Below are 14,153 nucleotides of genomic sequence, written 5' to 3'. Positions count from 1 at the left end.
TTTATGACGGACACTACAAAATGGGGGACCAGTTCAGCAGCGAGGTTCGTCACGGTTGAAGTGGGTTTAATTAGGTTAGGTACGGAGTCAAAGCAGAGGGAAATTCGTGCGAGCCGTCCTCCTTTTGATTGTGCTCCAATAGCGCTGCAACCACTCTGGGCAGGGCAAGAGCACTGCCGTTAAGAGTATGTACCAATTGAGGTTTGCCACCGCCATCCGGCCGGAATCGGATATTCATCCGGCGTGCCTGGTAATCGGTGAAATTGGAAATAGACGAAACTTCCAGCCAACGTTTTTGGCCCGCACTCCAGACCTCCAGGTCGTACTGTTTTGTCTGGTTAAATCCCAGCTCGCCCGCACACATCAGCAGGCACCGGTAGGGGAGTTCCAGGGCCTTCAGGAGCTCTTCTGCATGGAGGCGCATTGCTTCAAGAACGTCATAGCTTGCGTGAGGGTGCGTGAACTGGACAATCTCGACCTTGTCGAACTGATGCAGCCGATTCAGTCCACGCACATGCGCGCCATACGAGCCGGCTTCGCGTCGCCAGCACGGCGTATGCGCACAAAGTTTGATCGGCAAATCGGCTTCGGATAGAATTTCATCGCGGAAATAGTTGGTCAGCGGCACTTCTGCGGTCGGCACTGGAAAGAACCCGTCCTCAATGAAGTACATCTGCCCTTCTTTGTCCGGCAATTGGCCAGTTCCTTGCGCACTGGCCGCATTTACAAACAGAGGGGGCCGGACCTCGGTGTATTGCGGGGTTGCGGCACTAAGGAAAAAATTGATCAGAGCCCGGTGCAATTTTGCCCCGACATCCATATAAAAGGGAAACCCTGCTCCGGCAACTTTTGCGCCACGCTCAAAATCGATCATCCCGTGCCGGTCGGAGATGGTCCAGTGGGGGAGAGGCTCAAAGTCAAAGGAGGGAAGCTCGCCGTGGCGATGGATCGTCACATTCTCTGCTTCGGTCAATCCCTCGGGAACACTCTCATGAGGAATATTGGGAATTGCAAGCAGCAGCTTTGAGAGCTGCTCTTCCGAATCTGTAACGGTTTGGCCCAACTCTTTCACGTCTGCTTTCAGGATTTTCTGCCGTTGGATCAGGTCTGCGGCAGCCTCCTTGTTCCCCTCACGCATCAGGGTGCCGACCGTTCGACTTGCCGAATTAATCTCCTGCTGCTTCGCTTGCTGAAGGGTCAGTGCTTCCCGGAGAATCCGGTCTTGTTCAAGGACTTCATCGACAAGATTGACACTCTCAGAGGCACCGCGAAAAGAAAGGGCCTGTCGAACCTCGTCTGGATTGGACCGGATAAATTCAACACCAAGCATCTTCAAAGGGGGATCCGGTCGAGGTCATTTGACTGCGAAGGTGAAGATGTGCCAAGGCTTCTTTGAGCGACAGGGGGCGATAATCCAGCTCCGTCTCTGATTTCAAGATGACCAGCCCCGTGCGTTCGGGGCGCTGCGCCAACTGAGGTTTATCTTGTTGCACGATCGGTGTGATAAGTGTAGAATCAAGATCAAAAGCCTCTGCAATGGATTGGGCGAATTCATACATGCTGAGAAACTCCCGTCCAGACAGATTATACACGCCGCTCTTTCGAAAGTGTACAAGGCGCAGAATTCCCATGGCAAGATCATAGGTGTAGGAAGGGGTGCGCCACTGGTCCGTGTAGACCTGAATTGGATGCTTATGGGTTAGATTCTTGATAACCCACCCGACAAAGTCCGGTCGGGAGAGTCCGTTGGACCTGCCATAGACCACGTTGGTTCGTATGATTGCCAGTTTTCCCATGCATGCAGCACGCGCTGCATTTTCGCCTGCCAGCTTTGATTTTCCATAGAAATTTACTGGATCGGGACGATTGTGCTCGTAGTATGGTCCGTCTTTGCCATTAAACACAAAATCTGTGGAGAGCTGAATCAGGTGGGCACCTCGGCCATGACATAGTTTTGCGAGGTTTCCAACCGCTTCTGCATTTACACGCCAGCATGCATCGCGATCATTTTCGCAGTCGTCCACTGCGGTTATTGCCGCACAGTTGATGACATATTCCGGCGAGAACTCATCGAAAATTTTTTGGGTTCGTCCTGAGTCACATACATCCAGCGGCTTATAGGAATGATCCAGGGATCCTTTCAGGCGAGATGCCGGGTCCCGCCCCGTTGCCAATAACTCATAGGAGTCGCGTCTGGACAACTGCCGAACGAGTTCTTGTCCCAGTAGCCCATTCGCCCCGGTAATCAATATGCGCTCAGTAGCCATCTCGTCCGCGAGCCATGATTGGTCTAAAGGTCCCTCTGGGAAATCGCCGCGATCAGATCATCCTTGAGATATATCGTGTCTTTAAGATCTATGCGGCCTTTTAGGTGAAGGCGCAGTTCCCGTCGCATGGCGGCTTTCTCATAGCGTTCCTTCTCGAGATCGGTTTCAGGATAGATCGGATCTACTGGAGTTGATTTCCCATGCTCATCCACGGCAACGAACGTGAAATAGGCATGATTGCATTGGCGTCTTTCTTTTTGAGCCAGATTTTCCGCTTCCACCAGGATCTCTACCTCCAGAGAGGTCCGGAATGTCCGGTTCACCCATGCCTCAATCGTCACCACTTCGCCGAGTAGAATCGGAGAATTAAATTCCACCGAATCGACGGACACGGTAACACAGACGATCCCTGCATGACGCATGGCAGAGATCGCGGCACACTTATCCATCAGGGAAAGAAGGCGTCCCCCAAACATGGTGTCATGCGGATTAGTGTCGTTCGGCAGCACGACTTCCGACATTATAGTGCGCGAATCGCCAGGAGTTTTTCGGGAACCCATGAGATGATTAGGTTTTCTGTTTTTTCTTTCGGGCGGCAGGGAAGAGGATATTATTCAGGATCAGGCGATAGCCGGGAGAGTTTGGATGCAGGCTCAAATCCGTTGGAGGATCCCCGACGTAGTGTTGATAATCCTCTGGATCATGCCCCCCGTAAAACGTGAAGGTACCCTGGCCGTAGGATCCGTGTAAATACTTCACCTCCTCGCGCTGAGGCACTTCTGCGAGAATGACCACGTTCGGTTTCACGAAACGCTTCCTGAATGCGGTCGTCTGTCCGATAAAGCCTGCTACGGTTGACACATGGTTCTGGGTCAGCATCGTAGGGACAGGGTCCCATTTCGCACTGAATTCAAACAAGGTGAAGTAGTCCAATACAGGGTTTTGGAGTTGTTGGGGAGGAGGTCCAGCGTCGATATCCGAGTGCTCATACTCGGCAGCATTGAAGCTTGGATTAAAGTCGTGGAATGCCAAAGTAGCGGAGTAGTCCAGCTTGCTTCTCGCATCCGGGTCTACCGGGTCTCCGTCGTACTCCGCTGGGACAATGTCCGTTATGAATGCCGACAGTGCTATATCGTATGTGTCTGTACCAGAGCACATAGCAAATAGAAATCCGCCCTCGGATACATATTGTTTGATGGTTTGAGCAACCTCAAGTTTAAGGTGGCTCACTTTACGATGACCATGTCGGTCTGCCGCCAGTTCGGCCTCACGTTGCTGCTCAATGTACCAGGGCATATTCCGATACTGATAAAATTTGCCATGTTGCCCCGTAAAGTCTTCATGATGCAGGTGAAGCCAGTCATACGCCGACAGTCTACCACCCAGGACGTCATCATCATAAATCATGTCATACGGGACCTCGGCATACTTCAGGGCCAGGAGTACCGCGTCGTCCCAGGGAAGGGTTTGCTCCGGGGCATATACGGCAATCCGTGGAGGGGTTTCCAGTCGAACCAGTGCGGTATTTGCCCGATTACTTTCTACTTCTGCAATCAGTTGTGCGACCGTGCTTCCAGAAAGGCTCTCATAGGTGATTCCACGAAGTGCGAGTTCATCCCGCAGCCCGGAAAAATCAGATACCAGGAATGAACCTCCGCGATAATTGAGTAGCCAGTCGACAGGTTCTCCCCTCTGGAGTGCCCAGTAAACAGCCCCATAAGCCTTTAAATGATCGGACTGGCTCACATCCATTGGCACCAGCAGATCTTGTAGTGCGCGAGCGGGGAGGGCGGTCAACAAAAGTAGCAGTGCAGTGCTACAGATTCGTCGCACGAAGTGCCCGTATGCGTTCACGTACTTTTTCGACCAGTAATGAGCCGGGGTGCTGGGTAAGTAAGTCGGTGTAGGCTTGGAGTGCTCCGGCAGTGTCACCCTGAACCGTTTCAAGAATCTCAGCATAATGAAAGAGGCTGCGATCACGCAGCGGGCTTTCTGGATGTATGAGTGGGAATTCTCCGAATGCAATGAGGGCATCTTCTGATTGCCCATTCAACAAGAGGGCCTCCGCACGCAAAAACCTCGCCTCGTCAGCAATCGGATGCGCCCCCCATCGTGTCAGTATATCTTGTGTAACCAGCACGGTTTCATTTGCTTTTTGCTGACGCAAAAGTAGCAATGCTTGTGCATAGCTCAACAGAGCCAGGTTTGTGGAGTCAGGCTGCGGACTTTCAAGAAGAAGAACGCGCAGTGCAATGGCATCATTGGCCGTTTCTTTGTCTGTTTCGTCTCGAATATCGCCTAATGTGGATTGTGCAGCCGTAAATTCTCCCGCATAAAAATGGATCACTGCCTCCTCAAATTTAGAGCGTGCAAATAACTCACCGCTTGTTCGTGCAGAAAGTTGTGCAAAGATGATCGCGGCCTGATCTAAATCTCCTTCTTCTATGGCAAGGCGCCCCAAATCAAACTGGGCCTCTTGGCCGACAGGTGAATTCATATACTGAGTAGCCAATCGTTGCAATATCACTCGGGCAGTGTCGCGATTGCGAAAGACATCCTGGTGCAAAGCAGCAATCTGCGCCATCACCGTCGGGGCTTGCGGATGCCCTGGAAAATCCATCAGGAACCGTTCGTAGGCTTCCAGAGATTTTTGGTAATCCTCTGGGGATTTATCTGCCCGTTCCGCCTGTAAACGATACATGTCCGCGATTCCCAGGCGTGCCTGTTCAAAGATATCCTCTTTGGGATGCGTTTCGAGTACAGCTTGGAATGCATCACCTGCGACCGTAAACGCGCCCGCCTCAGCGGCCCGCAGGGCAAACTGGTAGATCTCTTGGCCGCTTGATTCACTATCCTCCTCCATCGCTGTAATCTCCCTGTAGGCCCGCTCAAAATCCCCGCTCTCCTCATAGAGCCAGGCCAAAAGTTCACGCAACTGTAATAAATCGGGCTGCACTAAAACGCGCTCCTGTGTGACGTGAACCACCACTTCAAGGGCTCCCTCTTGCTGCATATCGCGCCCAAGTCGCCCCCGGACATAGTTCAATTGACGTGGGTTCAAAGTCAAAAGGTCCAGGTATTCCTGGGTCGCAAATTCATGCTGACCGGTTAGGCTGTACAGGTATGCAAGCTCTGCATGGAACGCGTTTTTATTCCCGATTACTTCTCTGCCCTGCTTGAGCAAATCGATGGCCTGAACGAGGAGACGCACCTCCATCATGCTATTATAGGCGATCCGGTAGGCGGTCTCTGTTTCTAAGGCAGATTCGACCGCTGAATACCAGGAATCCAGTGCTGCGGGCTCATCTCCACCGAGATATAATAACTGTGCGCGTTCCACTTCAAGCGGCAGCTTCTGAATTTCATCGCTGCGGACGATCGCATCATCAAGCAGCAAGATAGCCTCTTGATATTGTTTGGTACTGACATAAGCATCCTTGAGTGTGTCAAAGATGGTTTTGTGCTCGGGGTATTCGTCACGCAACTCGCGCAAGACTGCAATGGCCCGATCAAACTGCATCCCCCTCAAATATCCCAGTGCGAGCAAATACCGGGAGTTGGCATTGTCGTCAAGCTGATCCTCTTGAGAAACCGGACGGGTTCGATCCGCGCGTTGAGGCTGAGCCAGAACAACGCTGCTTAAGGCACATGTACAGAACCAGTAAATAAAAAAGAGACGCATCAAAGCCGTGAACTCGTAAGTGTTAAGAGAGTGCTAGGCCGTATTTTAAGGTGCTCCAAGATAAGGGGAATCACAGTTAATGACTGAGCAGCAGCGTGGTATCAGTATTATAGGTTCGACTGGATCTATCGGGACGCAGTGCCTGGATATTGTTCGGAGACATCCGGAGCGATTACGCGTGGTAGCACTCTCGGCCAATCGGAGTATCGATCTTTTAGTGAGCCAGGCTTATGAATTTTCTCCAGAAGTTGTTGCTGTGGCAGATGAGTCCAAGTTTGCAGAACTTCAGAAAAAACTCCAGGGCACGGGGATTCAGGTACTTGAAGGCGAGGAGGGGGTATGCAGGTGTGCAACGCTCCCGAAAGCGGATATCGTGCTGGGAGCCGCCACGGGAGTTGCGGGACTAAAGTCGGTCTTGTCCGCTCTGACTGCGGGGAAGGCGTTGGCACTGGCAAACAAAGAAACCCTGGTTGCTGCAGGGGATCTTGCAATGGAAGCGGCCCGGGCCCATGGCGCCACGATCATCCCCGTTGATAGCGAGCACTCCGCAGTGTTTCAATGCCTGGAAGACGGCGGGATCAATAATGTCGAGAAAATCCTTCTCACTGCCTCTGGAGGCCCTTTCTGGAACAGTGTGCCCCACATGCTTGACAAAATTACCCCCCAGGAGGCACTCAAACATCCTAATTGGGATATGGGGCCCAAAGTAACCATTGACTCGGCCACAATGATGAATAAGGGGCTAGAGGTGATTGAAGCCTATTGGCTGTTTGGGCTTACAGAGAAACAGATCGATATTGTCGTACACCCACAGTCCATCATCCACTCCATGGTATTATTCAAAGATGGATCGGTGAAAGCGCAGCTCAGCTTGCCGGATATGAGGCTGCCCATTCAGTATGCACTCAGTTACCCGGATCGGTGGTCACTCCCCGAAGGGCGTATAGATTGGACTCGTTCCCAGTCGCTGGAATTCCATCCACCCAACCTGAAAAAATTCCCCTGTTTACGTCTGGCAATGGAGGCGTTAGAGGCGGGAGGGAATGCATCCGCCGTCTTAAATGCTGCCAATGAAGCGGCCGTAGATCTTTTTTTGAAAGAGAAGCTCAGCTTTATGGGGATCCCGCATATGATCGAAAGAGCACTCAGCGAACTGTCTGGCCCGGTTTTGAGCACGTACGAGGAGGTAGTACATGTAGATCAGCTTACCCGCCGCTACGTGTTGGATGCGGCCGGACGGAACACCTTCACGCTGTGAAGTATACCGTAGCCGAGCAATAAATTTTGGTGCTGCTGTGAGCATTCTCTGGATTCTTTTCACATTTATTCCGGCCCTGATGATTCTCGTGTTCGTGCACGAGTTGGGTCATTTCTGGGCAGCGCGGGCATTTGGTATGCGGGTGGATCGCTTTTCGATCGGATTTCCCCCAAACATATTGAAGAAGCGTTTTGGTCAGACCGAGTATGTTCTGGGGATAACGCCGCTCGGAGGATACGTAAAAATTGCTGGCATGGTGGACGAAAGTCTGGATACGGACTTCAAAGACGAGGAGCCGCAACCCGATGAATTTCGGTCAAAGCCTCTCTGGCAGCGCATGATTGTCATCAGCGCAGGTGTGATCATGAACATGGTTCTGGCTTTCGTCATCTTTTTTGCACTCACGTGGGCGTTTGGGACCAGTAATTATGCCCACACGGAAGACGGGACCATCTTTGTCGCGGACAGTTCGGTTGCGTCCGTTGATGTTGGGATGCAGACCGGAGATCGCCTACTCGCAATTGGGGAATACATCTACGAGCCGGGCGGCCCCGACATTCCTCTGAATTCAATATTGACGGACGAACTCGCATTTGAAGTGGAGCGGGATGGCCAGACTCTGACGCTTCCGGCACCGGGAAACCTGATGACCCGAGTTCAGGAGCTGGAAGCCGGAGGACTCTATGGACTGGGGATCTATGCCTGGCCCAGTACGCTTGGGTCCGTTGCGGAAGGAATGCCTGCGGAATTGGCTGGATTGCAGGTGGGTGACCGTATCACCGCCGTGAACCAAAGCCCCGTGAAGTACTGGCTGGACTTGATTGATCATATTGACACTTCAGGCGGGGATTCGCTTCTGGTTGCATGGGAACGGGATGAGGGGCAGCGCTCGGTTGCATATGAGGCCGTGGTGGTGCCGGTCATGAACCCGAGATGTGATTATGTGATTGGGATCGGTGTCGCACGGACGCAGGTCGATCATGGACTGATCGAGTCAGTGGGGATTGGATTGAAGGATACCGGGGAGAACACGCAAGCGATCACCACCAGTTTGTGGCGGATCGTTTCAGGCAAGGAGAGTGTTCGGGATAACCTGGGAGGGCCGGTGATGGTGGCGAATGTGATTGGAGAGGCGGCAAGCAGTGGAGCACGCCCGTTTTGGTTTATCGTGGCCATGCTTTCGATCACCCTGGCAATAGTAAATATTCTGCCGATCCCCGTTTTAGATGGAGGGCATTTAATGTTCCTCTTTTACGAATTATTTACACGCAAGGAGCCGCCTCTCAAAGTGCGTATTTTCCTGCAACAGGCAGGGATGATCCTTTTACTGATTTTGATGGCATTCCTGATTACCAACGATGTCATCCGAGCATTCAGTTCCCGGGGTAATGAGGCCAGTGAAGTAGAGCCCGTAGTCTGCCAAGTTGATGAAACAGAGGCTGGGGCAGAATAACTGAGGCTGTAAGCGATTTGTACGAACGAGCAGATTCTCTTCGTTTATGGGTAGTGCAGAAACAAGAACCCCGCCAAAGGGGTTCTATAAAGCTGCGCTACAATACTCTCATTCCTTTCCTGATCGAATCGTCATGCGCACCACACTTCTGCTTTTCATTTTAACTGTCAGTGTCAATACCGTCGCAGCCCAGGGACTTTCTGGAAGCTTATTGGCCAATAATCGCCCCTCTGTTCCCGAAGAGCTTGAGATTCTGGGAATCTCTGTTGAGGGAGTAGAGGGGGAAACGATGCAAAGTTTTGCGATTCGAAGCAGTGGGCTGGCCGTGGGGCAAACCGTGGTTCTACCGGGGGATCCTGCGATCTCTGAAGCAATACGGAGTATTTACAGGTTGCGTGTTTTTTCAGATGTGAAGATCGTAGAAGAGCGCCGGGCAGGTAACGGTGTTTTTCTACTGATTCAGCTTACGGAAGAGCCACAATTAGCAGAGTTTACATTTTCAGGAATTAAAAAGAAGGATCGGCGGAAGCTTGCGGATAAGGTCACATTGTTTAAGGGAACACGTGTTCGACCTGCGGACCTGGAGCGATCCATTCAGGTGATCAAAGATCATTTTGCAGAGAAAGGATTCATGCTTGCAGAGGTGGAGGTGAACCGGACTCCAGGCCCCGAAAATACAGTCAACCTTGAGTTTGCAATTGATCAGGGGGAGAAGGTGAGGATCCGGGAGGTTCTGGTCTCAGGAAACGAAAATATTAGTAGCCGATCCGTACGCCGGAAACTCAAAAAGACAAAACCCAGACGTTCGATTTTCTTTTGGCGCAAAGCTCGGTTTGATCGTATGCTCTACGAGGAGGACAAGGTGAATCTCATCAATCACTTTAACTCGAAAGGATACTACGATGCCAGAGTGCTAAAGGACTCTGTATGGCTGGATACTTCAGGGGAAAAGCCGGGAATGGTTGTATCTCTCGAGCTCCATGAAGGACCGCAATATCATATAAGAAACGTGGAGTGGGAAGGAAATACGATCTATCCTGATGAAGTATTATCGTCTGCTTTAGGGGTCGAGCCGGGGGATACTTACAACTCCGAACGGATTGAGCAAAACCTGCACGGTAATCAGGCGAGTAGTGACGTATCAAGCCTGTACATGAACCGGGGACACATGCTCTTTCGTGTAGAGCCTGAAGTGCGGGTTCTGGAGGGAGATTCATTGGATCTTTACTATGACCTCTACGAGGGAGATATTTTCAATTTTGGAGAGATCACAATAGCCGGAAACGACAAGACCAAAGAGCATGTTGTGCGCCGGGAGTTGTATACCATCCCTGGGCAGACATTCAGCAGGGAGTTGATCCAGGAGACGATCCGGCGATTGTCCCAGTTGAAATATTTCGATCAAGAAAAGCTTGGGGCAGGGCCCTCTATTGATTTGGATACAGAGGAAAAGGAAGTGAACCTAACCTACAACCTTGAAGAGGTTGGCAGTGATCAGTTGGAGCTTAGTGGTACGTATGGCCGATGGGGAGTGATTTTAATGCTGCGTTTCGGGTTCAACAATTTCAGTGTACAGGATTTCTTTAAGCCTGGGGCCTGGCGACCACTACCTTCCGGGGATGGTCAGCAGCTTTCTGTCAGCCTTCAGACCAGTGGTAGACAATACCAGAGTTATTCTCTTGGCTTTACCGAGCCCTGGCTACGTGGCAAGCCAACCCCGGTTGGCTTTCAGATATCGCATTCGAGATTCAGTGGATTGGGGTTTTACGGGTATAGCTTCTTTGGCGAAGATGATGAGGATGACAGGGATCTTGGGTTCGCAAATACCAATGCACGTGTCTTCTATGAACAGCGACTGAGGTGGCCGGATGATAAGTTCAGTACCAGTACATCATTGGGATATCAGTTCTATTCAAACCGGAACTATACGTCAGTACTTCCACTTGGCCGGAGCCAACAGATCACGGTGCGTCAGGCATTGTCGCGGAGTTCGGTGGATCATCCAGTCTTCCCGACGGCAGGCTCGACATTTCTGCTTTCAGGGGAATTGGCCCTACCGATAAAGAATTTTATACAGTATCACAAATGGAAGCTCACCACGAGTTGGAATGCGCCGATCTTGAGGAAACTCACCGCGAGTTTTTCAGCAGACTTTGGTTACATCGGCTCACTTACTGGTGGAGATGTGCTATTCGAACGCTATGTTGTCGGTGGATCACCCTTCGATGTCCAGGGATATCGAAACAATTTTGGGAAGGATATTATCTATATGCGTGGGTATCCTGCCCGGGTACTTGGCCCCCGTCGCGGTGAAGAAGCTGTTGGTGGACGTGTGTTGAATAAATTCACGTCGGAGTTACGTGTTCTTGCTGTTCAAACTCCACAACTCACCGCGGCACCCTATCTTTTCATGGACGCTGCGAACACCTGGGATACGTTTCAAACGTACAATCCGCGGCAACTTTATCGTTCGGCTGGTGTAGGTGCACGTTTATTCCTGCCGATATTAGGAATGCTGGAAGTTGCATATGGGTATAATTTTGATGAGTTTGCACCGATCTCAGGTCAGCAATCAAACCATGATGGCTCAAGAAAGTGGTTTTTCCAGTTTACACTTGGCCAGGGATTCAACTAGATTTATATACAAATCGTCACACGTAATGAGAACGCTATTCAGTTTCGGGTTGATTTTCGTGTGGACCGCTACTGCGGTTCTCGCACAGCAGAAAATCGCCTACGTTGATTCGGATTTGATTTACGACAATTATCCAGAGTTCTCAACGGCACAGCAGTCCTTGGACAGGGTTGCCGAACAGTGGGAACAGGATCTCGCCGAGCGTCAGGACAGACTGGATGAGATGTTCCAGGAATACCAGGCTCGAGAACTTTTATACACTGCTGAGTCACGTCAGCAAAAACAAAATGAAATCATTGCAGCAGAAGAAGAACTGGAGCGTTTACGGCGGCAATATTTCGGGCCGGAAGGACAGTTATTTGAGCAGCAAGAGCAGATCCTGCGTCCGATTCAGGAAAAAGTTCTGATCGCGATTGAGGAGGTAGCAGAAGCGGAGGGTTATGATTATGTGTTTGACCGAGGCGGCGATTTTGTTTTTTTATACACGAATGAAAAGCTCGACATTACAGATCTCGTTCTCGAGGAGTTGGGCATTGATATCACCCGCACCAATCTTGGGCGGTAAGCTTCACACTTTAAATTAAAATAATCTTATGCGACTCATTTCGCTTAAACGCAGCACTGGTTTTCTTTTCGCTGTGTTATTTCTTGGTTTTGCAACTGCCTCACAGGCACAACAGCTTCCAGCCCTGCGGATTGGCTACACGGATCATGAGGTACTGATCTCGAATATGCCCCAAACTCGAACGATCCAGGAGGAACTGCAGGCGGAGTTGGAAAGTGGGCAACGGATTCTTCAAAGTATGCAGGAAGATCTTGCTGGCAAGGTGGAACGCTATCAAACGCAGCGGGCTTTACTATCAGAGGAGCGCCGACAGGAACGTGAGCAGGAGCTGATTTCTTTGGAAGAAGAACTCCGCAGCAAAGCTGGAGAGTTGGAGCAGGAGTTGGTCCAACGTGAACTAGACCTCATGGGGCCAATCTACCAGCAGGTGGATACAGCAATCCAAACGATTGCCGCAGAGAAAAATCTTGATCTCGTACTTCGCACCCAGGCGGGACCGGCGCAGCCGATCCTGCTCTATGTGAACGAAGATCGGATTACAGATATTACTCTTGAGGTCGCTCGGGAGTTAGGGATTGATGTTGACGCGGCGATGCAGGCTGCAGGCAACTAAAGGGCTTTGCAAACCGCCTCCAACGAAATAGACCCCCATTTTCATGGAAGGCGTTAGGCGGGTTACGACCCAGACGTTCCGCCAGTTGAAGGATGCCAGCATCCCGATTGCGATGCTTACGGCATACGACTACACCATGGCACGCATATTAGACCGTGCAGGTGTAGATGCTATCTTGGTAGGGGATTCGGCTTCGAATGTCGTGGCCGGACACGAAACGACTCTTCCGATCACGCTAGAGCACATGATTTATCATGCTCAGTGTGTCGTTCGAGCCGTAAAGCGAGCTCTTGTCATTGTGGACCTGCCATTTGGCGCCTATCAGGGGAACAGCAAAGAAGCATTGATTTCCTCAATTCGTGTGATGAAGGAGGCAGGGGCGCATGCAGTAAAGATAGAGGGGGGAACGGCTGTTGTGCCCACGATGGAGCGGATTCTTCACGCAGGGATCCCGGTCATGGGTCATCTAGGGTTGACTCCTCAGAGCATTTACCGATTTGGGACTTACAAGGTGCGTGCCAGAGAGCCAGAGGAGGCCGATCAACTCCGGCAGGATGCACTTGCGCTTGAGAAAGCAGGTTGTTTTGCTATTGTGTTAGAGAAAATTCCTGCTAAATTAGCTGGGGAGATCTCGGCGTCATTGAGCATTCCGACGATTGGTATTGGAGCGGGGAATGCATGTGATGGTCAAATACTGGTGATCAACGATGCACTGGGGTTAAATGATGATTTTCATCCACGTTTTGTCCGCCGCTATGCGAATCTAATAGATTCGATTTCAGACTCTGTTAAGAATTATGTGGAAGATGTGCGGAGTCATTCTTTTCCATCATCCGAGGAGAGTTATTAGTTTGTGGCTTTTCATCAAGAATTAGGAAAATGATTAGCTCTCGCCGGCGACCGTTGATTTTGGTTACGAATGATGATGGGATTACTTCCCCTGGTATTCGTGCGTTAACGAAGGCGATGGATGAGGTGGGAGATGTAATGGTCGTTGCTCCACTTGATGATCAAACTGCAGTGGGACATTCGATTACCCTGGACCATCCTATTCGGGTAGAGACCTACAACTTTGGGGACGAGCTAAGTCATATTCGAGCTTTAGGCATTACCGGAACCCCCTGTGATTGTATGAAGCTGGCATTGCATGAGTTATTACATCGTAAACCGGACTTGGCGGTCAGTGGCATTAACAGAGGGTCCAACATCGCAATTAACGTAATCTATTCAGGCACAATCAGTGCAGCGACAGAATCGTCCGTGAATGGGATTGATTCCATTGCCTTCAGTCTTGACTCGAAAGACCCGGATGCTGATTATTCTCCTGCCGGTAACTATGCCAAGGTGATCGCACAGAAAGTGCTCAGAAGCCAACTACCGAGAGGTGTTGTTCTCAGTGCAAATATTCCCGCTATACCCGAGGCTCAAATTAGAGGCATACAGGTTGCCCGACAGGCCCGATCAAGATGGGAAGAGGGCTTCGTTGGGCGAACGGACCCCTCAAACAGGTCTTATTACTGGTACCGCGGTATGATGAATGTATTGGATACAGGTGACGACACCGATACTGGGGCCCTCGAAAATGGATATGTATCAGTCACACCGCTACAGTATGATCGTACTGCCCATGGATGTATTGATGTGCTAAAGACGTGGCGTTGGTCAGAGCTTACGGATTAA

General features: G+C 50.9%; 12 protein-coding genes. 7 read left to right on the top strand and 5 right to left on the bottom strand.

The genetic code is table 11. The annotated features are described in order from the left end of the window. Window positions 1-70: 70 nt before the first annotated feature. Genes serS through F4Y64_06900 form a run of 5 tightly spaced genes read right to left on the bottom strand, consistent with a single transcriptional unit; the run spans window position 71 to window position 5,949 of the window. Entirely contained in the window at window positions 71-1,330 is a 1,260-nt protein-coding gene (gene serS, locus F4Y64_06920) for a serine--tRNA ligase (GenBank protein MXX97331.1), read from the bottom strand. Then, a complete protein-coding gene (gene rfbD, locus F4Y64_06915; protein ID MXX97330.1) occupies window positions 1,317-2,267 on the bottom strand; it encodes a dTDP-4-dehydrorhamnose reductase in 951 nt (316 codons plus the stop codon). The genes serS and rfbD overlap by 14 nt, the downstream gene beginning before the upstream one ends. A gap of 23 nt (window positions 2,268-2,290) precedes the next feature. Then, complete coding sequence (locus F4Y64_06910) at window positions 2,291-2,827, bottom strand: acyl-CoA thioesterase (protein ID MXX97329.1); 537 nt, start codon at window positions 2,825-2,827, stop codon at window positions 2,291-2,293. 7 nt (window positions 2,828-2,834) lie between these two features. Continuing rightward, window positions 2,835-4,091 (bottom strand): asparagine synthetase B, encoded by a 1,257-nt coding sequence (locus F4Y64_06905; GenBank protein MXX97328.1) that lies wholly within the window; start codon window positions 4,089-4,091, stop codon window positions 2,835-2,837. Further along, a complete protein-coding gene (locus F4Y64_06900) occupies window positions 4,084-5,949 on the bottom strand; it encodes a tetratricopeptide repeat protein (GenBank protein MXX97327.1) in 1,866 nt (621 codons plus the stop codon). The genes F4Y64_06905 and F4Y64_06900 overlap by 8 nt, the downstream gene beginning before the upstream one ends. A gap of 79 nt (window positions 5,950-6,028) precedes the next feature. Between F4Y64_06900 and F4Y64_06895 the strand changes: the two genes are divergently transcribed. From F4Y64_06895 to surE, 7 genes are all read left to right on the top strand, one after another. Beyond that, window positions 6,029-7,207: a 1-deoxy-D-xylulose-5-phosphate reductoisomerase gene (locus F4Y64_06895; GenBank protein ID MXX97326.1), complete on the top strand. Its 1,179-nt coding sequence runs from the start codon at window positions 6,029-6,031 to the stop codon at window positions 7,205-7,207. After that, complete coding sequence (gene rseP, locus F4Y64_06890; GenBank protein ID MXX97325.1) at window positions 7,176-8,660, top strand: RIP metalloprotease RseP; 1,485 nt, start codon at window positions 7,176-7,178, stop codon at window positions 8,658-8,660. Before F4Y64_06895 ends, rseP begins: the two co-directional genes overlap by 32 nt. 133 nt (window positions 8,661-8,793) lie before the next feature. After that, on the top strand, window positions 8,794-11,295 hold the full coding sequence (bamA, locus tag F4Y64_06885; GenBank protein MXX97324.1) for an outer membrane protein assembly factor BamA: 2,502 nt from the start codon (window positions 8,794-8,796) through the stop codon (window positions 11,293-11,295). Between the two features lie 25 nt (window positions 11,296-11,320). After that, window positions 11,321-11,860: an OmpH family outer membrane protein gene (locus tag F4Y64_06880; GenBank protein MXX97323.1), complete on the top strand. Its 540-nt coding sequence runs from the start codon at window positions 11,321-11,323 to the stop codon at window positions 11,858-11,860. A gap of 28 nt (window positions 11,861-11,888) precedes the next feature. Next, window positions 11,889-12,473 carry an OmpH family outer membrane protein gene (locus F4Y64_06875; GenBank protein MXX97322.1) on the top strand — a complete coding sequence of 195 codons (585 nt, stop codon included), beginning with the start codon at window positions 11,889-11,891 and terminating at the stop codon, window positions 12,471-12,473. 43 nt (window positions 12,474-12,516) lie between these two features. Continuing rightward, window positions 12,517-13,323, top strand: a complete 807-nt coding sequence (gene panB / locus F4Y64_06870; GenBank protein MXX97321.1) for a 3-methyl-2-oxobutanoate hydroxymethyltransferase — start codon at window positions 12,517-12,519, stop codon at window positions 13,321-13,323. A gap of 29 nt (window positions 13,324-13,352) precedes the next feature. After that, on the top strand, window positions 13,353-14,153 hold the full coding sequence (gene surE / locus F4Y64_06865) for a 5'/3'-nucleotidase SurE (protein MXX97320.1): 801 nt from the start codon (window positions 13,353-13,355) through the stop codon (window positions 14,151-14,153).

This window comes from Rhodothermaceae bacterium (assembly GCA_009838195.1).
In the GTDB taxonomy this organism is placed as follows: Bacteria; Bacteroidota; Rhodothermia; order Rhodothermales; family Bin80; genus Bin80.
The sequence above is the reverse complement of the archived record's forward strand: the minus strand, read 5'-3'. Positions and strand labels throughout refer to the sequence as shown.